This window comes from Kaistella palustris DSM 21579, from assembly GCF_000422265.1.
Lineage (GTDB): Bacteria > Bacteroidota > Bacteroidia > Flavobacteriales > Weeksellaceae > Kaistella > Kaistella palustris.
Genome location: NZ_KE383813.1, coordinates 342,636 through 364,530, shown reverse-complemented (window position 1 = coordinate 364,530; position 21,895 = coordinate 342,636). Strand labels below are relative to the sequence as shown.

At 39.7% G+C, this 21,895-nt stretch carries 20 protein-coding genes; 8 read left to right on the top strand and 12 right to left on the bottom strand.

What is annotated here, in order from left to right:
• Nucleotides 1-167: 167 nt before the first annotated feature.
• A complete protein-coding gene (locus tag H562_RS0114310; protein WP_027378123.1) occupies nucleotides 168-2,039 on the top strand; it encodes an endonuclease in 1,872 nt (623 codons plus the stop codon).
• A 78-nt stretch (nucleotides 2,040-2,117) separates the two neighbouring features.
• On the opposite strand, the gene H562_RS0114305 is transcribed toward H562_RS0114310, so the two are convergent.
• The 3 genes from H562_RS0114305 to H562_RS0114295 all read right to left on the bottom strand — a co-directional run bounded on the left by H562_RS0114305 (nucleotide 2,118) and on the right by H562_RS0114295 (nucleotide 5,296).
• A complete protein-coding gene (locus tag H562_RS0114305) occupies nucleotides 2,118-3,500 on the bottom strand; it encodes a helix-hairpin-helix domain-containing protein (protein WP_027378122.1) in 1,383 nt (460 codons plus the stop codon).
• 87 nt (nucleotides 3,501-3,587) lie between these two features.
• The gene (locus H562_RS0114300; RefSeq protein WP_027378121.1) at nucleotides 3,588-3,929 is read right to left on the bottom strand and encodes a MerR family transcriptional regulator; all 342 of its coding nucleotides are present in this window, start codon (nucleotides 3,927-3,929) and stop codon (nucleotides 3,588-3,590) included.
• 59 nt (nucleotides 3,930-3,988) lie between these two features.
• A complete protein-coding gene (locus H562_RS0114295; protein WP_027378120.1) occupies nucleotides 3,989-5,296 on the bottom strand; it encodes a DEAD/DEAH box helicase in 1,308 nt (435 codons plus the stop codon).
• Between the two features lie 222 nt (nucleotides 5,297-5,518).
• Between H562_RS0114295 and H562_RS0114290 the strand changes: the two genes are divergently transcribed.
• From H562_RS0114290 to H562_RS0114275, 4 genes are all read left to right on the top strand, one after another.
• A complete protein-coding gene (locus tag H562_RS0114290; protein WP_027378119.1) occupies nucleotides 5,519-6,466 on the top strand; it encodes a T9SS type A sorting domain-containing protein in 948 nt (315 codons plus the stop codon).
• 222 nt (nucleotides 6,467-6,688) lie between these two features.
• Complete coding sequence (rpsA, locus tag H562_RS0114285) at nucleotides 6,689-8,485, top strand: 30S ribosomal protein S1 (RefSeq protein ID WP_027378118.1); 1,797 nt, start codon at nucleotides 6,689-6,691, stop codon at nucleotides 8,483-8,485.
• Between the two features lie 114 nt (nucleotides 8,486-8,599).
• Entirely contained in the window at nucleotides 8,600-11,206 is a 2,607-nt protein-coding gene (locus H562_RS0114280; protein ID WP_051190527.1) for a T9SS-dependent M36 family metallopeptidase, read from the top strand.
• 125 nt (nucleotides 11,207-11,331) lie between these two features.
• A complete protein-coding gene (locus H562_RS0114275) occupies nucleotides 11,332-12,060 on the top strand; it encodes a T9SS type A sorting domain-containing protein (RefSeq protein ID WP_027378116.1) in 729 nt (242 codons plus the stop codon).
• 159 nt (nucleotides 12,061-12,219) lie between these two features.
• Here the strand turns inward: H562_RS0114275 and rplS are convergent, their stop codons facing one another.
• On the bottom strand, nucleotides 12,220-12,573 hold the full coding sequence (gene rplS / locus H562_RS0114270) for a 50S ribosomal protein L19 (protein WP_027378115.1): 354 nt from the start codon (nucleotides 12,571-12,573) through the stop codon (nucleotides 12,220-12,222).
• A 543-nt stretch (nucleotides 12,574-13,116) separates the two neighbouring features.
• Here rplS and H562_RS0114265 point away from each other — a divergent pair.
• Complete coding sequence (locus H562_RS0114265) at nucleotides 13,117-13,818, top strand: CoA transferase subunit A (protein WP_027378114.1); 702 nt, start codon at nucleotides 13,117-13,119, stop codon at nucleotides 13,816-13,818.
• A gap of 116 nt (nucleotides 13,819-13,934) precedes the next feature.
• On the opposite strand, the gene H562_RS0114260 is transcribed toward H562_RS0114265, so the two are convergent.
• The 6 genes from H562_RS0114260 to H562_RS0114235 all read right to left on the bottom strand — a co-directional run bounded on the left by H562_RS0114260 (nucleotide 13,935) and on the right by H562_RS0114235 (nucleotide 17,564).
• Nucleotides 13,935-14,258, bottom strand: coding sequence for a helix-turn-helix domain-containing protein (locus H562_RS0114260; protein WP_027378113.1), 324 nt, complete (start codon nucleotides 14,256-14,258; stop codon nucleotides 13,935-13,937).
• The gene (locus H562_RS0114255) at nucleotides 14,258-14,650 is read right to left on the bottom strand and encodes a type II toxin-antitoxin system RelE/ParE family toxin (RefSeq protein WP_394330177.1); all 393 of its coding nucleotides are present in this window, start codon (nucleotides 14,648-14,650) and stop codon (nucleotides 14,258-14,260) included. The genes H562_RS0114260 and H562_RS0114255 overlap by 1 nt, the downstream gene beginning before the upstream one ends.
• A 311-nt stretch (nucleotides 14,651-14,961) precedes the next feature.
• Nucleotides 14,962-15,645, bottom strand: coding sequence for a carboxymuconolactone decarboxylase family protein (locus H562_RS0114250; protein WP_233702007.1), 684 nt, complete (start codon nucleotides 15,643-15,645; stop codon nucleotides 14,962-14,964).
• Between the two features lie 30 nt (nucleotides 15,646-15,675).
• Nucleotides 15,676-16,440, bottom strand: a complete 765-nt coding sequence (locus tag H562_RS0114245; protein WP_027378110.1) for an SDR family oxidoreductase — start codon at nucleotides 16,438-16,440, stop codon at nucleotides 15,676-15,678.
• Between the two features lie 33 nt (nucleotides 16,441-16,473).
• Nucleotides 16,474-16,983 carry a cupin domain-containing protein gene (locus H562_RS0114240; protein WP_027378109.1) on the bottom strand — a complete coding sequence of 170 codons (510 nt, stop codon included), beginning with the start codon at nucleotides 16,981-16,983 and terminating at the stop codon, nucleotides 16,474-16,476.
• Nucleotides 16,984-16,991: 8 nt separating this feature from the next.
• A complete protein-coding gene (locus H562_RS0114235) occupies nucleotides 16,992-17,564 on the bottom strand; it encodes a sugar O-acetyltransferase (RefSeq protein WP_027378108.1) in 573 nt (190 codons plus the stop codon).
• A 107-nt stretch (nucleotides 17,565-17,671) separates the two neighbouring features.
• Between H562_RS0114235 and H562_RS0114230 the strand changes: the two genes are divergently transcribed.
• Nucleotides 17,672-18,520 carry a helix-turn-helix domain-containing protein gene (locus H562_RS0114230; RefSeq protein WP_027378107.1) on the top strand — a complete coding sequence of 283 codons (849 nt, stop codon included), beginning with the start codon at nucleotides 17,672-17,674 and terminating at the stop codon, nucleotides 18,518-18,520.
• Between the two features lie 40 nt (nucleotides 18,521-18,560).
• Here the strand turns inward: H562_RS0114230 and H562_RS0114225 are convergent, their stop codons facing one another.
• Nucleotides 18,561-19,091 (bottom strand): hypothetical protein, encoded by a 531-nt coding sequence (locus H562_RS0114225; RefSeq protein ID WP_156832018.1) that lies wholly within the window; start codon nucleotides 19,089-19,091, stop codon nucleotides 18,561-18,563.
• A gap of 67 nt (nucleotides 19,092-19,158) precedes the next feature.
• A complete protein-coding gene (locus tag H562_RS0114220) occupies nucleotides 19,159-20,946 on the bottom strand; it encodes an ABC transporter ATP-binding protein (protein WP_027378105.1) in 1,788 nt (595 codons plus the stop codon).
• Nucleotides 20,947-21,066: 120 nt separating this feature from the next.
• Between H562_RS0114220 and H562_RS0114215 the strand changes: the two genes are divergently transcribed.
• The gene (locus H562_RS0114215; protein ID WP_027378104.1) at nucleotides 21,067-21,720 is read left to right on the top strand and encodes a CoA transferase subunit B; all 654 of its coding nucleotides are present in this window, start codon (nucleotides 21,067-21,069) and stop codon (nucleotides 21,718-21,720) included.
• Nucleotides 21,721-21,895 lie beyond the last annotated feature (175 nt).

Below are 21,895 nucleotides of genomic sequence, written 5' to 3'. Positions count from 1 at the left end.
TTGACCTCAAAGATAAATAAAAAGAGGAAGCTAAAAACCATGTTTTATAAAAAACGGCTGTTTTACAAATGAGTCACATAGTAAATTTAAATATTATTTGTGATATACATTGTCTTCTGCCTGCTGTTTCTTTTTATTCCCTACTTTAGCACCTTAAAATTGAATATATGAAAAGATCTATATCCCTACTTTTACTTCTGCCGTTCTTTGCTTTTTCCCAGGCGCCCGATGGCTATTACGACGGCACACAATCGTTAACAGGTTATGCCCTTAAATCAAAACTCCACGAAATCGTTTCACAGAAGAACATCAACTGGAACTACAGCGATCTGACTCCTTTTTTCGGCTTAACTGATTTGGACAGATATTATGATCATGATGCTTCGAACGACAGTATACTGCTGGATATATATTCGGAAATTCCCACGGGGCCGGATGCTTACGAATATACAGTCAGTAATCTTGTAGGGTCTGCGAATGCAGAAGGTCAGGGTTGGAACCGGGAACACATGATGCCACAAAGCACCTACGACAGTAATTATCCAATGTATTCGGATATGTTTTATATTATACCTACCGATGCCCGGATTAATCAGTTGCGCAGCAACTATCCCTACGGAAAAGCGGGTTCTACGACATTTTACAATTTTACCAACACATCCAGAATCGGCAATAACGCAACGCCCGGCTCCGGTTATACAGGCAGAGTATATGAACCGATTGATGAATTTAAAGGTGATATAGCTCGAAGCCTGCTTTATTTCGCCATGCGTTATGAAGGGAAGCTGAATGCTTTCAATTATTATAATGGAACTTCCGCCGCAAATGATAAAAGCCCGCTGGATGGAACTGAAGAAAAAGCCTTCGAAGATTGGTATGTAGCAATGCTGTTGCAGTGGAATGCACAGGATCCCGTATCACAGCGTGAGGTCGACCGGAACAATGCTGTTTATCTTCTCCAGAAAAACAGAAATCCATTCATCGATCATCCTGAGTGGGTAAATATGATCTGGAATCAAACGCCTGATGGTGTGATTCCACAGGCACCACAAAACCTTAGTATTCAGAAAAACAGTGCGTATTTTGTAAATCTGAACTGGTCGCCTTCGGCTGAGAGCGATGTGTTGGGATACAGGATTTACCAGAATGGCGTGTATGTCGCTACAACTAAAAGTACAAATATTTCTATTGACCATCTTTCGCCCGGAACGGTTTATAATTTTACCGTGAGAGCTTACGATAATGGTTACCTGGAGTCGGCCGACAGTAATATTGCCTCTGAAACAACTCTTGAATCCGATGTTTTTGCCTCTGATTTAATGATCACAAAATATCTGGAAGGTACCGCCGATAATAAAGCCATTGAAATCACCAACAAAACCGGCCATCCCGTCAATCTAAATAAATACCGCCTGAGCATTCAGCTAACTTCGGCTTCTAATTACTATTTTCCCGCCCCTTATGAACTGGAAGGAACGGTGGCAAACAATGAAACATTTGTAGTGCTGAATCCGCGGTCTGACTTTTCCTGCATTACTAATGAACAGGCAAAATTTGTAACCGCTGCTCCTCAGATGACTTTTAACGGAAGTCAGTATGTGGAATTGCGCTATGCAAGCACAACTGTGGACGCCATTGGTCTTCGCGGAACCAACAATTATGAGTCACTCGGCGATGTTTCACTTTACAGATTGCCGTCCGTTACGCAGCCATCCACCACTTTTTCTCTTTCGCAGTGGCAGACTTATCCGGTCGATTACTGTGAAAATATTGGCAGTTTGGCAAGTACCGATGTTCTGGTGAATAATGATGCTAAATATGCTGTTTATCCAAATCCTGTAGTGACAGATTCTTTCTTTGTGAAAGGGAAAAATCTTGCAAACGTGAAGAAAGTATCCGTCTTTGATCTTTCGGGCAAATTAGTTTTGGAGCAAAACGCACCTTTTAAAAATAAAAATTCTGTGAACGTGCAGCATCTCAAAACCGGAATTTATGTGGTTACTATCGACGGACAGTCAGTTAAGATCACTAAAAAATAGATGACATATGTTTATTTTATAAAGAACCTCATCTGAATTTTCAGATGAGGTCTTCTTTTGAGAACGTTAAAAAATTGCCTAGTTTAAATAGAGTTTCATTCGAGCTTCGTACTCAGGTTTTACTTTTATCATGTTCCAGATCTTTTTTTCATTCGGATAGGTAATTCTGTAGAAAATAATCTTGTCGGCAGAATATTTAAAATAGGGATGTGATTTAAGCCATTCTTCGGGAGCATCCAAAAGATTATATTTCTGAACACCTGAAATATCGAGTTGTGCTTCTGCGACTAGTTTCTGGGCCAAAGCTTTGTCGATATCATACGTGTCGATGATTTGCTGGCGGTTCACAAATCCACCCAGTTTTTTCCGGAAACTCAGCATCATTGCGGCACTTTTTGAATCGAAACCATATTCCATCAACTGCTTGTAAGTGATTTGATTGAGGTCTACCGCTGCAAAATTGGTAACTGTATTTTGCTCCTGATTTTTATTACTTTCCGCCCGCTCAGTATTGTTTGGCGCTACGGAATTTTGGTTTGTAGCCGTATTTAAGATGATAAACGGTTTTAATTCCTGAAATTTTTCGGGGGAGATCACAAAACAACGCTGTATATCTTCTAAGGACTTAAAACTGCCACGCAAATTCCTGTCACGGTAATTGATGATCACCTGTGCCTGCTTTTCCGAGAATCCAAGTTTTCGCCATCCTTCCAAATCGGTTGAATTTGGATCAAAACTGGTATATGCTGTCCTGGCTTTTTCGGATGGGATATTTTTGTAAGAAAATGATGAATTTTCCGGCGCCGTTGCAGGAAGCAGCAGGTAAGGTTCCATTTTGCGGTAATTATCATCACTGATGATAAAGCAGGCTTTAAATTTTTCTTTGCTTTGAAAACTTCCGCCCAAATAATTTTTATATTTTAAAATAGAGTTTGCCTGGTTTTCGGAAAAACCCATCTGTACAAAATCTGCTGCGGTAAACTGATCGGGATTAAATTTGCCGTGAATACGCAGTTCTTTTTTATGATACGGAGTAAAACCGGAGTTGTTTCTGAAACTGCGGTTTGGGGAATAATTCCCGGAATATCGCACAGAATTCTCGGGAAGTAGAATGTAAGGCTGAAGTTCGCCATATTTCTCGGCGGAAATTGAATAGCATTTTTGCAGCTGTTCTTTCGAACTGAAACTTCCACCCACAATTCCTTTGTACTTTAAGATCGTAGCAATCTGCCTTTCAGAAAAACCGAGATTTTTCCAGCCGTTTTCATCAAGCGCATTGGGATCAAAATTTTGTAAAGGAATTTTTTCCGACAGAAGGTATTCCACAGAATTACCGTTTGGCGATTGCGGAGCATTTTTTTTGGCATTAAAGTAAAAAAGACCGGCAAACAGTACTGCGCCGGAAGTGGCCAGACCTAAAAAATAATTTTTAGCGGCGGCGAGGGGAAATTTGAACCTCATGGCAGTATTTTCACTCAAATTTACAACGTTGTGAGATTAATAACTACCGTTTAATCAACAGTTTATCCTGGGAAAAACACCTGAATTTTACTCACTGGTTTCCACTAATGAATCCTTCAGTTTTTCAAGTTCAGCTTTTACAAACTCGAGCCGGTTGATGATGCTTACCGTTTCGGAAATCTTTGAATTTGTTGTCAGAGCGATTCTCGCACCGTCCAGCGTATATCCTTTTTCTTTTACAAGATGGTAGATGATCTGCAGGTTTTTGATGTCCAGCGGTGTAAAATATCGGTTTCCCTTATTGTTTTTTTTGGGTTTAATGATTGGGAACTCCTGTTCCCAGTACCGGATCAGTGAGGCATTTACATCAAATGCCCTGGCAACTTCGCCTATCGAATAATAAAGTTTGTCCGGTAAATTGATTTTCATACTGTAGGAGTGACAGCTACAAATTTATATAATTAAAATGGGAATAAAAGTGCGAATCTTTACTTAGCAAATTCGATCTTCAGTTTCTTGTTTTTAAGCTTCTGGCCAACTAGCGTTTTTAATAGCGCGACGGTCTTTTTCCGGTTTACCGCTACATAAGACGCTGTATCTTTTACCTCGATGAGTCCGATATCATCTTTTTCGAGCATCCCTTTTTTGATCAGGAAACCTACGATATCTACTTTGTTCACTTTATCCTTTTTGCCTGCGCTTATATAAATCGTTTGGAAAGGTGTTTTAGCCGGAATTTTATAATCACCTGACAGATTTTCTGTTTCAATGCTTTTTTTAATGAAAGGCAGGTTTTCATCTTCTGTCATGATGAGGTATACAGAACCCTGCGCATGCATTCGCGCCGTGCGCCCGTTTCGGTGAATGAAGGCGTCTTCCTTCGGCGGAAGTTGATAATGCACTATTGATTCCACTTCAGGAATATCAAGTCCTCGGGAGGCAAGGTCGGTGGTAATCAAAATTCGTGACGAATCGTTTTTAAACTTCAGCAGTGCGCGTTCTCTCTCGTCCTGCTCCATGCCGCCGTGAAATGTTTCGCGAGGGATTCCTTTCCCGCGCAGCAATTCCGAAATGCGGTCAACAGCATCGCGGTGATTGCAGAAAATCAGGCAGCGCCTGTTGCCGATTTTACACAGCAAGTGAAAAAGTGTATCGAGTTTTTCTTCAGATGTAGTAAGTACTTTTTTTAACGTAAGATCCGGTTCTGATGCTTTTATTTTTAAAAAATCTATTGTCGCCGCATCTTTTAAACCCGTAAATTCTGGAATATCTTCCATTGCCGTAGCCGAAGTAAGGATCCTTTGGGAAATATTAGGCATTGCACCGATTATAAACTCCATATCTTCCTGGAAACCAAATTCCAGCGCTTTATCGAACTCGTCCAATACCAAAGTGTTGATCGTGGTAGGATCGAAATTTTCATTTTTTAAATGGTACGCGATTCGGCCCGGAGTTCCCACCAGCACAGCGGGTGCCTGTATAAAATTGTTCTTTTCAATTTTTTTGTTGTGGCCGCCATAACACACAGAAACTTTATAGGTTGTACCCATACTCTTGAAAACCTGCTCGATCTGCAGCGCGAGCTCACGGGAGGGAGCCATGATCAGCGCCTGGATTCCCGCTTCTTCATCGCGCAGGTTCCTTAAAAGGGGGAAAAGGAAACCGAGCGTCTTCCCTGAGCCTGTTGGTGAAAGAAGAATAAGGTCTTTCTGGTTTTCCGCTGCTTTATAGGCGGATTTCTGCATCTGATTCAGTTCCTCGATCTGTAGGTTTGCAATAACTTTTTCAATTTCCATGATACAAAGTTACGGCAAAGTGTCATTTAACCGATACAACATCTTAAACATAGCCGCAAGTAATGTTTTGTAAAGTCGAATAATTCCTGCTCATTTCCGTTGTATTCGTAATGGTTAAGAACTTTCGATGTGATATAGAGTAGATATTAATAAATTTTTTGTCTTTTATAAAATTGTAAAGTAAAATTTATTACATTTGAGTTAACCAAAAAATATTATATTATGAAAAAAAATCTATTTTCTTTAATGATTCTTGCAGGATCAATGTTGAATGCGCAGGTGTATTCCAATGGAAATCTAAGTACAGGAAGCACATCCAGTGGTGGAACAGCCGCTCCGGCAGGATATACCTGGAGCGAAGTACAATCGCCGAACACAACTTTAGGCGCCTCAGCTTACATCAGCAGTGCGGCAGATTTTCGGCTTGCTGATGACTTCGTGGTTCCGTCTACCGAACGTTGGGATATCTCATCAGTTGATGTTTTTGCTTACCAAACCAGTTCGACCACAATGCCTTTCGATGCATTGACGCTTCAAATTCTGAGCGGGCCACCACCTTCCGGCGCTGTAGTTTTTGGAGATACAACAACAAACATCATAAACAGGTCGGCAACTGCAGATTCTAAAATTTACCGCACAGGATCTACCGTAAACACCACCAGAAAAATCTGGAAAGTAAACGGCAATGTCATTACGACACTTAATCCCGGAACTTACTGGCTCAATTTTCAGGTGCACGCTACAAACGATGGTGCAGCTTTTTTTCCGCCGGTTACAAATGTCGGCGTAGTTTCGCCACCGGGCGCAAATGCTATGCAGATGAGCAGTACAGGCTGGGCACCTCTGATGGATACCGGTTCGTCAACAGCGCAGGCAATGCCTTTTATCATTACCTATGTAGCCACAAGTCTTGGAACTACAGAAACAAGACAGCTGGACAGCAGAGTGGTGGTATATCCCAATCCTACACAAAGTACTTTTAGATTAAGCCTACCGGCAGAATCGCTCGGGGCGAAGACTGAAGTAGGAGTTTTCGACAGTGCAGGCAAAAAAGTGAAATCATTTAAACTGGCTGAGTCTTATGACGTAAGCGATTTGACCAAAGGAATGTATATCATTAAAATTAATGATGGCCAGAATATCAAAGCCACGAAACTTATCAAAAATTAAATTTTTACTTAATGACAGGAAAATGGATGTTCAAAAGGGCATCCATTTTTTTTACAGTTAATCCTGAAAAATGCTAATCGATTTAATAAAAAGCAGTATCTTTGCACCACTTTTTGTGGAAACATTTGGCAAAGTTAAAACCTTAACAATTAACATCTTCCGTATTTTTCATGATCCACATTAAGCCAAAACTGAAAAAGAAGGAATACAAATTATTTATTTATGTCTGATACGACAACAAAAGAAGAGGTTCTGATGAACCAAAACGTAGCTCCGGAACAGTTTGACTGGGATTCTTTCGAATCCGGTCTTGATGCTGAATCCAGACAGGAAAAAAGCGAGTTGGAGGAAATCTACAACGGTTCTCTGAACAATCTTCAGGACAACGATGTTTTAGTAGGAAAAGTGGTTAGACTTACCGACAAAGAGGCGATCGTTGACATCAACTTTAAATCTGAAGGTGTAATTTCACTGAACGAATTCCGTTACAACCAGGGTCTTGCCGTAGGTGATGAAGTGGAGGTAATGGTAGACAGAAGAGAAGACAAATCCGGTCAGCTTCAACTGTCTCACAAAAAAGCGCGTATCCTGAAAGCTTGGGACCGTGTAAACGAACTTCACGAAACAGGAGAAATCGTAAACGGTTTCGTAAAATCAAGAACAAAAGGTGGTATGATCGTAGACGTTCATGGTATCGAAGCGTTCTTACCGGGATCACAAATCGATGTGAAGCCTATTAAAGATTACGATCAGTTCGTAGGAAAAACAATGGAGTTCAAAGTTGTGAAAATCAACCCGGAATTCAAAAACGTTGTAGTTTCTCACAAAGCCTTGATCGAAGCAGATCTTGAAGGTCAAAAACGTGAAATCATCGGTCAGTTAGAAAAAGGACAGGTTCTGGAAGGAACTGTTAAAAATATTACTTCATACGGTGTATTCGTAGATTTAGGAGGTGTTGACGGATTGATCCACATCACCGACTTATCATGGAGCAGAGTAAACCATCCATCAGAAATCCTGGAAGACGGACAGACTGTAAAAGTGGTAATCCTTGATTTCGATGACGAGAAAACAAGAATCCAGTTAGGTATGAAGCAGTTGGAAGCTCATCCGTGGGATGCACTTTCTGCAGATCTTAAAATTGGCGACAGAGTAAAAGGTAAAGTTGTAGTTCTTGCAGACTATGGTGCATTTGTAGAAGTAGCGCCAGGTGTTGAAGGACTGATCCACGTTTCCGAAATGTCATGGTCTACTCACTTGAGAAGCGCCGGAGATTTTGTAAAAGTTGGTGACGAAGTTGAAGCAGAAGTTTTAACACTAGACAGAGTAGACAGAAAGATCTCTTTAGGTATGAAACAGCTTAACGAAGATCCTTGGTCTAACATCGAAACTAAATATCCTGTAGGTTCCGTACACGAAGGTACTGTGAGAAACTTCACCAACTTTGGCGTATTTGTAGAGCTTGAGGAAGGAATTGATGGTTTGATTTATATCTCTGACCTTTCCTGGACAAGAAAAATCAAGCATCCGTCAGAATTCTGTGCGGTTGGCGATAAACTGAAAGTGATCGTTCTGGAGTTGGATACAGCTGCAAGAAGACTTTCTTTAGGTCACAAACAGTTGCTTGACAATCCTTGGGATAAATTTGAAACCAAATACGCTGAAGGAACAGTACACGAAGGTAAAGCAACCGACGTTTTCGATAAAGGAGCTCAGATCCAGTTCGAAGATTCAGAAGTTGAAGCTTTCTGCCCTTCAAGATTACTTGAGAAAGAAGACGGAACCAAAATTAAAAAAGGTGAAGACGCTCAGTTCAAAGTGATCGAATTCAACAAAGAATTCAAAAGAGTAGTGGTTTCCCACACCGGAATCTTTAAAGATGAAGAGAAGAAGAATGTAAGAGAGCAGTCTTCAAACTCCGGAAACAGATCTACAGGTTCAACTAATAACGAAGAAAAATCTACACTTGGAGATTTAGACGTGTTAGCAGAATTGAAAAAGAAAATGGAAGGGAACTAAACCTACATTATTTGATATTGAAGCGCCTCATTTTTATGAGGCGTTTTTTTTTATGTTAAAAATTTATAACATATTGGAATTTTTTATAAATTCGGTGCCAATTAATCAATATATATGAAAAATAGAAATTTACCACTAAAAATTGCGGCGGTATGTTTGATGTTTTCTTTTGCAGATGCGAATGCGCAGGATTATAAAGCCCTGATCCAAAATCACATTTCTGCTCAGAATAACTTCATGAAGCCGAACCTTAATAATTTTGAAATCATCAATGAGGATTTCTCAAAATCAATGAATGCCGAAGTTGTAAAAATTCAGCAGTCTTACAATGGTATTCCCGTGTACAACGGTGTGGGTACAGCACTGATTAAAGATGCGAAAGTGACCTATCTGAATGAAAGCTTTGCTAAAAATTATGCAAACGCGTCTGCGCCGAGTTCCGCTCGTGCGACTAAAACCGTTTTTGATAATGTTGCGCAATCTTTAGGTTTAAAGAATTCTGCATCTTATCAACTGATCGGCATCAAGGATGCGGATCTGAATACGCCTTTTGCAAAAACACGCTTGATCTACGTTCTTAACGAGAACAGCGACCTGCGGCTTTGTCACGAATTTATTTTCGAAGAAAAAGGAACCTCCAACTACTGGGATGTTCTTGCAGATGCCAATACGGGTGAAATCGTGAGAAAAGATAATCTTACCGTTTCCTGTAATTTTAGACATGATGCGTTCCACCACGATTATTCAGCACATTTGCCCGAGGGTTTTTCTAAAGATTTCAGTCCGAACCACGCAGAAGCTCCAAATGCAGAGTCGTTTGCAGCTTTAGATGCAAGCTACAGAGTTTTCGCGCTTCCTTTGGAAAGTCCCGGACACGGCAGCAGAACTTTAGTGACCAATCCTTGGTTCACCGATGCTTCACCGGATGGGTGGCACACTATTTTGGGCGGCAGTTATGTCGGTTCATATAACACAACCAGAGGAAATAACGTAATGGCCTACGACGATAAAGCGAATGCAAATTCTCCTGGCGCGTACGCAGACGGCGGTGCAAACCGGGTTTTTGATTTTCCGTTTATTGTCAATGATACTTCGGGTAACTTAAATGCTGCCACCACAAACCTTTTCTACATAAATAATAAGGTGCACGATATTTTCTACCGTTTAGGTTTTACCGAAACCGCCAGGAATTTCCAGGCGTGGAACTACGGAAAAGGTGGCGGACAGAATGATTATGTAATGGCCGAGTCGCAGGACGGCGGCGGTACAGATAACGCAAACTTTTCAACTCCGGCCGACGGCGGCAGACCAAGAATGCAGATGTACCTTTGGAATCCGACTGTTCTGGAGAGAGTCTTTTATAATGCACCTGCAGAAGCTGTGGGCAGAGTGGTGCAGAATTATATTTCTACCACATTCGGTCCGGCACTGAATGCAACCGGTGTAACTGCTGATGTGAAAGTATCGCCGGTTCTCGATGCGTGTTCGCCTCTGCCTGCAGGTTCACTTGCCGGTAAAATTGGCTTGATCCAACGGGGTACCTGCGAGTTCCAGGCAAAAGTGCAGGCCGCGCAGGATGCGGGTGCCGTAGCAGCCATTATTTATAATTTGCCGGATTCTGCGCCAACAAGCGGTATGGCGGGAGTAAATCCAAATATTACCATTCCTTCCGTACTTATTGAAAACAGTGAGGGCGTTTACATGAGCAACCTCCTGAAATCTACAAACGTAAACATCACATTAAGATATAATGAGTTGGATCAGAAGATCCGCGACGGTAGTTTTGATAACGGTATCGTAACACATGAGTATGGACACGGAATCTCTAACAGAAATACCGGAAATGGTTACTCCTGTCTGTCTTCATCCAATTCCAAAGAGCAAATGGGCGAAGGCTGGTCAGATTATTTTGCTTTAATGTTGACCAACCAGCCGGGCGCCACGAAAGATGTACCTAGAGGAATAGGTACTTACGCAATTACAGAACCCATTACAGGGCTGGGCATACGACCGGCAAAATATTCTCCTGACTTCGCCATCAACGGCTACACTTATGGTGATACGAACGGAATGGAGTACACCAACACTGCAGGTCAGGTGGTGCCGGATGTACACTCGATTGGTTTCGTATGGGCGACAATGCTTTGGGACCTTCACTGGAAATTTGCTGAAAAATACGGCTACTCATCAGATATAATGGCCAACAACACCAATGGAAGTACAAAAGCTATTCAGTTGGTAGTCGACGGTCTAAAACTTCAGGAGTGCAGCCCGACTTTCGTAAGCGGCCGTGACGCAATACTTGCAGCCGATGCGGCAAGTGGTGGTGCAGACCGTTGCATGATCTGGGAAACATTTGCCAAGCGAGGTTTAGGAATCAACGCTTCAGCCGGTTCCAAAACAAATATCAATGACCAGACAGAAAGTTTCGACATTCCGGCAGACTGTACCGCAACTGCGGGTACTGCAAATGTGAATGCCAATAAAGCATTTACCATTTATCCCAACCCGGCCAAAAATGAGTTTTTCCTGAAATCAACAAAAAGTGTTTTAGGAAAAGTGAGTGTAGAAATTTTTGATGCATCCGGAAAATTAGTTTCCAGTCAGAAAATTGCTGCCGATGCTGCTGTAGATACACAGGCCCTTCCGAATGGCGTTTATGTAGTGAAAGCGACAGGTTTAGGAGTTCAGTTTTCTTCCAAACTGATGATCAAAAAATAACTTTTGAGATCTTAATTAATAGCCGTTCTGCCTGCAGAGCGGCTTTTTTTGTATCATTTTCTTTTTAATGTTTTGCAAAAATTCAACTTTCTGCAATTTTAATATCTTTAATCAAAATTACACTTATGAGAAAAATTTACTTTTTACTGCTTCTGGTTTTTTCCTTTTCAGCGAATTGCCAACCATACAGCGTGCTGTTGCAGGATACCGACTGGACTATTGTCCGCATAAACTGGCAGGGCACCGACTATTATCCGCCACCACCGTTTTCATCTGCCGGCAAAGTGGTTTTTGATGCCGGTGAATCCGGCGGTTTTGCATCTGTTTTTTTTAATACTGCCGGCGGACAGGTGACTTTTGGTGCAGACAACCAAAAGTTTTTCACGCTGCAGTCAGTAGGGGTTACCCTTATGGAATACCACGGCGAAAACCAGGCGGCGGTACAGCAGTTCGACGAAATGGTCACCGGATTTTATTTTGGTTTCCCGCCCGATGAGCCTTTTACTTTCGATTATCAGCAAGTGTTTTCAGGAAGAAACTTAACGGTCACAAATTCCGTGGGAAATACGATTTTTTATTCAAATCAGATTTTAAGCAGCGAGAATTCAGCATTAAAGAATGCAGCAACACTTTACCCGAATCCTGCGCGCAATGAATTTTACCTGAAACCGGCAAAAAATATATCGGGCAAAATCACCGTGGAAATTTTCGATGCCTCGGGAAAATTTGTTTCAACCCAGAAACTTGCCCATGATCTGAAGATCGACACAAGCCTTCTTCCCACTGGAAATTATATGGTGAAAGTTATCGGCTTAAATCTTCCTTTCAATACTCAAGTGATGATCAGGAAATAATGAGTAGCGGGAAATTTTTTAGTTGAGAACTTCATAAATTAACTTTTCCTGGGTGCGCGTTAAAGCTACAGCTGGTCATGCTTTCCATTTTCTCAACTCAGTACAAACAAAAACCCATCAAAAATAAATTTAATGGGTTTTTTTATAAATGAGATCCGATTACTTTTTGTAAGCAGGCTCTTTAATTCTTGCTTTTTTACCTCTAAGTTTTCTGAAGTAGTAGATTCTTGCTCTGTTAACTTTACCTCTTCTGTCAACCACAATTTTTTGCAAAGCGGGCAGGTTCAAAGGGAAAACTCTCTCTACACCCACATCGCCACTCATTTTTCTGATGGTGAAGGTTTTGGTACCGCCGGTGCCTCTTAACTGGATCACTGTTCCTTTAAAGAACTGAGTTCTCGTTTTTGCACCCTCTTTAATCTCGTAATACACGGTGATGGTGTCACCTGCTTTGAATTCCGGGAATTCTTTTCTTGTAATGTACTTGTCCTGTACGTACTTTAATAAATCCATTTTTTATAAAAAAAATTTTTGTCGAGCTAAGCAACGTTCACGTCCTTCGTCAGAGGTTGGTTAACAGGCTGCAAAAATAATATAAATTCTTCTACCACACAACAACTTATCCACCTTTTTTAGATCTTTCGCGAATGGTTACGTATCCTCAAACTTTCCAAACCTCGAACTTTCCAATTCTCAAACTCTAGAACTTTCAGTTCTCAAACACTCAAACACTCAAACTTTCAAATTCTCAAATTCTCAAATCCTCAAATCCTCAAACTCACAAATTTTCAAATTCTCAAACTCTCAGCCAGGGCGTGTCCCTCCATTGCATGCGTCAGCGGCCCGTGACCGCTGCCACATGCAATCCCGGGCCGGGCTGTACGCTATATCCCCTCATCGCCTGGCAAGGCGATAAGGGGGATGCCGCTGCCATCCCTCACGCAGATTCCGCTTTTATCGTGCTTGCTTTGTAAATGAAAGTGTAGCTGAAACATCAGGCCGCCTTTTCATTTCCAAAAAAATTCTTAAATTCACTAACCGAAATTCAGACTAAAAATGATCGATAAAAGAGTAAAAAATGTTGAAGAAGCCATCGCCGGAATCAGCGACGGCATGACCTTAATCGTTGGTGGATTTGGCCTTTGCGGCATACCCGAAAATACAATTCACGCTTTGGCAGAAAGCAACGTGACGGATTTAACATGTATTTCAAACAATGCCGGCGTCGATGATTTTGGGCTTGGGCTGCTGCTTCAAAAAAAACAGATCAAAAAAATGATCGCTTCATACGTAGGGGAAAACGCAGAATTCGAAAGACAGATGCTTTCCGGCGAACTGGAAGTGGAACTTACACCACAGGGAACTTTAGCCGAAAAATGTCGTGCTGCCCAATGTGGAATTCCGGCTTTTTATACACCGGCAGGATACGGAACTGAAGTCGCAGAAGGAAAAGAAACCAAAGAATTTGATGGTAAAATGCATATTCTGGAACATGCTTTCAAAGCAGATTATTCCATCGTAAAAGCCTGGAAAGGTGATCACGCCGGCAATCTGATCTTCAAAGGAACCGCCAGAAACTTTAATGCGCCCATGGCAGGAGCGGGAAAAATCACCATCGCTGAAGTTGAAGAACTCGTAGAGCCCGGGCAACTCGATCCGAATCAAATCCACATTCCAGGAATTATGGTGCAACGCATTTTTAAAGGTGAGAAGTTTGAGAAAAGAATTGAGCAGAGAACGGTGAGAAAAAGACCGTAGAAATTCTGCGATTTGCAGACTTTAATTATTTAATAAAAAAACATTTCTCGAAACAGAAATGTTTTTTTTTGCTTGTAAAAGAAGTTATTAGAAATAACTGTTCAATTACTTTTGTTTTAGATGGCCAGTTTTTTATTATTCAATTCGACGTTGAAATTTACTTTCGCACCTAATGCATCAAAAACTTTAAGTATCGTTTCTAATCTTGCATTTTTTACACTATTCTCAATTTTTGAAATTTGTGCTTTTTGCACGCCAACAAGTTCTCCTAATTGTTCTTGGGTCAAATTCTGTTCTTTTCTTGCCTGTTTAATGGCTTCTCCTAACAAGTCAATTCTTAACTCGTTTTCAAATGCATCACGTCTTGGAGTTCCAATTTTGCCGATGTGCTTGTCAATCATGAATTCGAGTGAAACGGTTTTGAATTTATCTTCGCTCATTATCTCTTTTTTAGTTTATTTTCTAAATATTGTTTTCTGATTTCCTCTGCTTTCTTAATTTCTTTAGTCGGCGTTTTCTGAGACTTTTTTAAAATTCCGTGTGTTGCAACAATCAAAGTTTCTTTCCCATCAATTTTGTCCCAAAATGAAAATAATCGGTATGCTTTACCGCTATACAACGTCCGAAATTCCCAAATGAATTCATTTAATTTTTTAAATAGTTCATTGTCATTGATGAATTGCGATTTTTTGATATTGTAATAAATTTTATCGCTCGTCTTCTTATCGAGTTTTTCTAAAAACTCAACGGCTTCGGGAAGTAATTCTATATCAAATTTTTGCTTCAGCTCAGAATGTTTATCAAAGATACAAATTTCCTTATTGGGAAACAAATTTTAATTTAATTAAAATTTTCATAAAATTAATTCATATTTCTAGAATTATGTAGAAAGAGTTTCAAGCGATAAAAATTTAAAAAAAGAATTCAGCAGAGAACGGTAAGAAAAAACAGTTTAGATAAAAATTATCTAAACAACAATTATGAAAAATCCCCGTAAAATCAATTAATTACGGAGATTTTGTGTTAAAAATAAATGAATTTTTAATAAAAAAACTTCTACAATCCCGTCATTTTCTCCGCCGCTTCCGGATATCTTGCGCCCTGAATTTTAATTTCTGAGGCTTTTTCTTACATTAATTAAAATTACGATTTTTTAATGTCTTTACGCATCAGATCTGCTTGAGTTTTATTAATGTTTTGCTCAATTAAATCTGCAATATTTTCCAATTGACTTTCTGTAATTCCGGTATTTTTTCCCATTCCTATATGGGCTTTTAATTGTCCTTCAACGCCGGTTAATGTTGCCAAGGAAGCAATAGTTACCAATTCTCTTTGCTGAAAACTTAAAACATCACTCGCAAAAATATCTGCAAATAAGTGTTCTTTTAGAAAAGCGTCAACTCTTGGCGCAAATTCTCCAAATCCGGGTGCAGGTTTGGTTTGTGGCGTTTTGGTGAGTTCTTCTAAAACTTTTCGACCTTGCTCATATTTATCGGCAGGATTATTTTCCACCACGATTTTCTTACCTTCTTCATCGGTAATTCCTTTTGCTTTTCGTTCGTCTAAGACGGTTCTGAACGTATTAATGGCGTTCAAACTTCTTGGGAAACCGCAATAAGCGTAAAGTTGAGTCAGCGCTTCTTTAATTTCATTCACCGTTAAACCCGCATCTAAACCTTCATTTAATTCTACTTTTAAATTTTCTAAATTTCCCGACGACGTTAACGCAGAAATTTTGACTAAACTTTTTTCCTGATTATTTAAAGTATTTTTATTTTGTGCATTCATTTTGGTTGTATTTAATGTTATCATTAAGAAAAATATCAATTTCAGAAATCTATTCATCTTCATGTTTTTTTAATGAATACTGAAACCTCCGTCCACTACAAGTGTGTGTCCAACGATCAAACTTGCAGCATCACTACAAAGAAAAAGTACGGAATTAGCAATTTCTTCGGACCGTCCTAAACGACCAAGTGGAACTTCTTTCAGCATTTCATCCAACGCATCACCTTGTCCGTTTGCAATCAGTTGGTCTGCCATTGCGGTATGAACTAATCCGGGACAAATGGTATTAATTCGAATATTTTGCGGGGCATATTCCATTGCCGCACTTTTCGTAAGTCCGATTACGCCGTGTTTTGCAGCGTGGTAAACTCCGCGTTGAGCGCCACCCAAAATTCCACCAATCGATGAACAGTTCACGATAGATCCATTTCCCTGTTTGCGCATTTGTTGCAGTTCATATTTCATACAACTCCAAACACCACGAAGATTAATGCCTACAACTTTATCAAAATCTTCCCGCGTTTGGTCGGCTGCTTCGGCCAATTCATTTTGAACTCCTGCGTTGTTGTAAGCAAAATCCAAACGGCCAAAAGTGACTACGGTTTTTTCGATCATCGCCTTAACTTGTTCGTCGTTTGATACATCACAAGTAATTGCAAGTGTAGTGAAACCTTGTGTTTCTAATTCTTTTGCGGCATTATTTACTGCTTTTTCGTCCCAGTCGGATAAAACTACTTTTGCGCCTGCTTCAGCAAATGCTTTGGCCGTTGCAAATCCAAGTCCAGATGCAGCACCTGTAATTAGGGCTACTTTATTTTCAAAATTAAAATTCATTTGTCTTGTTTAATTGAATTAATTAAATTTTTTTTATTTCTTATTCGCTTCCCTATAAACCTCATCCGTCACAGGTTCCAGCCAAGTATTTTCGTTATTATTAGGGTTTCCATTGGTAGCGAGATGCGAGAACCAACTGTCGGAAGTTGCGCCGTGCCAATGTTCTACATTCGGACCTATTTCTACGATATCGCCGGTTTTCAAATGTCTTGCAGGTTTTCCGCGCTCCTGATAAATTCCTTCGCCGCCGACAACAATTAAAAGTTGTCCGCCGGTGTGACTGTGCCAATTATTTCTGCATCCTGGTTCAAAGGTTACATTTGCAACCGGAACATTCAAATCTTTATTAATAGTTAAAGGCGCTAACCAGGATTTACCAGAAAAATATTGAGCATAACCTGTATTTTCTTCGCCTGTTGCGAAATCGCTGATTTTTGGAATTTCTGTATTCATTTTATTTTGACTTTTTAAATTACTACCTAATACAAGTGTAAAAATTAATACACTGATAGAAGCAGTTTGGGTTAAGTATTTTAAATTCATTTTATCAATTATGGTTCAATTATTTTTAGAATTTTCGCAGGAACTCCGCCTACAATTGTATTGTCTGGAACATCTTTTAGAACAACTGCACCCGCCGCAACTACCGAATTTTCACCGATTGTCACGTCTTTCAAAACCGTAACATTTGCCCCGATCCACGCATTTTTCTTAATGTGAATTTTTCCGGGAACTAATGAATGTCTTTCTTCTGGATTTAAAGGATGTCCTTCCGTTAATAGATTAACTTTTGGCGCAATAAAAACGCCGTCTTCAATAGTGATTCCGCCTAGATCCAAAAAAACACAGTCAAAATTGATGAATACATTTTTTCCGATTTTCGTGTTTTTACCGTAATTAATGTAAAAGGGTGGAAAAACAGCCACACTTTCATCAATTTCTGAATCTGTTATTGCTCCTAAAATTTTTCTTATTTTTTTTGGCTTTGCACTTTTATTCAGTTTTTTTAAACGTTTTATGGTCGCGTATGAGGCTTTTCTTAATTGATGGTTATCCGGATCATTTGCGTGGATTGTTTCTCCATTCTTTAATTTTTCAAATATTGATTGTTTGCTGTCACTCATTATAGAAATATTTTAATGCAAAATTAGATAAAAAGCCAGTCTCAAATATGACAATTATTACACTATAAATGTCAAATATTACGTATTTTTGTTAAAAGAGATTTAAGATGAGTGAAACAGATTTTCCCAAAATTCTATTGACTGAAGTTTTTAAAGAAAAAGATTTGCCGGATAATTTTTTAAAAATTTACCACACACATCTTTACTGCCACAGAGGTTTTCTGGAATTTACATTTAATGATGAAAAAATGAGATGCGAAAAAGGACAGTTTCTTTTTTGGTTTGCCGAAAGTAAATTATCAGAGCTTAAATTTTCTGGAAATTTTAAAAGCAGCGTTCTTTTTGTAGAAAAGGATTTTTTAACAGATAACAATCCAGATCAGGGTTGGACGATAGATTCGCAACTGCATTCCAGAATATTTCCGGTAAAAACCATCAGTTCAGAAATTGATAAGAAAACGATACTTAAAAATTTCAAAATAATGAATGAGCGTTTTTTTGAGAAAGATCATATTTTTTATGAAGAACTTTTAAAACGCCAAATGCAGATCTTTATCCTGGAAATGTGGAATTTATTTGCCAAAGAATATGAAAAACGCAAACACAGTCTGCAAACGGGAAATCAATATGAGCATTTTATAAACCTGCTACAGCAAAATTGTCTGCAACATCGCGAAGTACAATTTTACAGTGATTTATTAAATATTTCCGCTAAATACCTCAATTATCTCTGTAAAATTCATTCCGGAACAACCGCTTCGGAGTGGATAAAAAGACACACAAAAGTAAGATTAACGCTTTTATTAGAAAATAAAAATTTAAATTTCTCAGAAATCTCTGATGAAATGAATTTCAGCAGCCCTTCTTATTTCACGCGTTACGTGAAAAATCTTTTGGGCGTAACTCCGGGAGAATTTCGAGGGAGATTTAAAGCAAAACAAAATGAAAGAAATTAGATTAAATGTTTACATTTTCCTGCTACTTTACTTCCGTAAATCATTTAATAAAAACTTTTTCAGTTCGTAAATTTTGTAAAATTCTGCTATAAGCAGTTGCACTGATTTTACCGTATCGTGGAAATTGGCTTTGCAGTTTTTTATTAATGAACATAGAAATTCCAGCAAAAAATATCGCAGTGAAACTTGAAATCCAAAGATAAAAACCGGCTCCAAGTTTTGTAATGTCTGTCGTTGCGCCACTTTCGCCGTACATCACCACATCAAGCGTCATAAAATAGATACCAAGAATCAGACACAGTGAGGCAGGTATAATTCCCAATTTGCCTTTATTAATGATGAAAAAAACTGCATAGTAATAAAGTGGATTAGCCAGCCAGACGAAGGTCAGGATTAATCCCCCGCCCAAAACGGCCATCCATCCCGAAAGCAGCATGTAAAATGAATTGGAATAGATATCCGCTTTTGGATTGTCAACATACAATGGCGTAAAAAACATCGATAAAATATAGAGCACGACACTCAATATGAGTAGCCAAAACTGTGGACTTTTTGTTCTTTCTTTAAACATATTGAAATTTATGGTTTAAATATAGTATAGCGTAAATGAAATCATTAAAACCTGAATATCCAGATCCTTACGATTTCCTTTCTCCAATTTGTTGGCGCCACATGGCATAGTATAAACCTTTTTCGAGCAACAGATCCGCATGCGAACCGGTCTCTACAACTTTCCCTTTTTCAAGTACGTAAATTCGGTCTGCGTGCATGATCGTGCTCAAGCGGTGCGCGATTAAAACCGTGATCTGCTCTTTTTCTTTCGAAACTTCCTTGATCGTCGACGTAATTTCTTCTTCAGTAATGCTGTCTAACGCCGAAGTTGCTTCATCAAAAATAAGTAAATGAGGTTTTCTTAATAACGCCCTTGCAATGGCGATTCTCTGTTTTTCGCCACCGCTCAGCTTAAATCCACCTTCGCCAATTACGGTATCAATGCCTTTTTCAGCTCTCGCGATCAAAGAAGTCGCGCTTGATTTTTTTAAAGCAATATCTACATCATTTTCTGTTGCGCCGGGATTTACGAACAGGAGATTTTCTTTGATGCTGCCCGCGAAAAGTTGCGTATCCTGCGTGACAAAACCGATCTGGTTCCGCAGTTCTTCAAAATCAAACGCATTCCCATTGATGCTGTTATAGAAAATTTGGCCGCTCTGTGGGCGGTAGAGGCCAACAAGAAGTTTCACCAGTGTACTTTTCCCCGCACCGCTCGGGCCGACAAAAGCAATGGTTTCGCCATTTTTTACTTTAAAGGAAATATCATTCAGGGCTTTATAAGACGCAGACTGGTGCTGAAATGAAACATGCTGGAATTCCAGTTTCTCTATTGCCCCAATTTTTTTTGGATGTTGGGGTTTCTCCTCCGCAGGTTTTTTCATCAGCGTATCAAAATTATGCAGCGATGCCTGCGCCTCACGGTATGAAATAATGATATTACCGATTTCCTGCATCGGGCCGAAGATAAAGAAACCATAAAACATCAGCGATAAATACTGGCCCGGAGTTACGATATTTTTAAAAATCAGGAAAAGCAGCGTGAAAGTGATCATCTGCTGCAGGAAATTCACCATCGTTCCCTGGATAAAGCTCAGCGAGCGTATGCTTTTGACCTTGCGAAGTTCCAGTCCCAGGATCTTATAAGTGTTGCTGTTCAGGCGCTTAACTTCCTGCTTCGTGAGGCCAAGACTTTTTACAATTTCTATATTCCTTAGACTTTCAGTCGTGCTTCCGGCCAGTGTATTCGTTTCTGCAACGATGGTTTTCTGGATGGATTTGATCCTTTTACTTAAAAAATTGGTGATGAAGGAAATGATGAGAATTCCCACCACATATACCGGCATGATCGACCAGTGCAGCTGTATGGCATAAACCGACACGAAAATGATGCTGACCAGAATACCGAAAAATATGTTGATAAAGTTGGTGATGAATTTTACAGAATCCTCGCGGACCTTCGTCAGGATCGAGAGGGTTTCGCCACTGCGCTGATCTTCAAAATCCTGGTAGGGAAGCGCCATCGAATGTTGTAGACCATCCGTGAAAATATGTGCGCCAAATTTCTGGGTGATGACATTTACCACATAATCCTGAAAAGCCTTTGCAATCCTGCTCACCATTGCCGTTCCGATCAGTAATCCTAAAAAATAAAAAACGCCGTGATACGTGCCCGAACCGTAAAAATACTCACTCAGGTTTCTGGGCAGCATTTTTTCTTTATCGAAAAAATTCGGATGCGTCACCAGCTGATCCAGGATATTTCCGGTAATCGCGGGACCAAACAAAGAAAATACCTGGTTTACCGTTGCCAGGAGCAGCGAAAGAATAAGCAGCCATTTGTGCGGTTTTAAATATTGCAGCAGAGTTTTCATAAATAGCAAAATAGGACGCAAAAATACTCATATAATACTTATGACTTTTGAATTTAATTTGCCCGAAACGTATTTTTATATGAAGTGAAATTTATTTAAATTGCAGGATAACTTTTACCTATGCTTACAAAAGAACAGATTGCCCAAAGAATATCGAAAGAAGTAAAAGACGGCTACTATGTGAACCTCGGCATCGGGATTCCCACACTTGTGGCCAATTTCGTGTCGCCTGATCTCAGTGTAGAATTTCAAAGTGAAAATGGCGTATTGGGGATGGGACCTTTTCCTTTCGAAGGTGAAGAAGATCCGGATTTAATCAACGCCGGAAAACAAACCATTACAACTCTTCCCGGTGCTTCATTTTTTGATTCTGCTTTCAGTTTTGGTATGATCAGAAGTAAAAAAGTTGATCTCACCATTCTGGGAGCAATGGAAGTTTCGGAAAACGGCGATATTGCCAACTGGAAAATTCCGGGTAAAATGGTAAAGGGAATGGGCGGCGCCATGGACCTTGTAGCTTCCGCCGAAAATATTATCGTCGCCATGATGCACGTAAATAAAGCGGGTGAAAGTAAAATCCTTAAACAATGTACTTTGCCCTTAACAGGTGTAGGCTGCGTGAAAAAAGTAGTGACCGAAATGGCAGTTCTTGAAGTTACGCCTCAAGGTTTTAAACTTTTGGAACGGGCGCCTGGCGTTTCTGTAGACCAAATTGTAAAAGCTACGGAAGCAGACCTGATCATCGAAGGAGAAATTCCTGAAATGAAGTTTTAAATCAAATCATTTACTATATAAAAGAAATCCTTTTCAGTATTGAAAAGGATCTATTTTTTTTATTTTCCTAAAAAGATCTAACCAAGAATTTGCAATAACACCTGGCATAGGAAGCGTAGGCGTTAAGAAAGTACTAATGTAATTCGTAAAGAAATTCCCACTGTTTGAGCGCGTC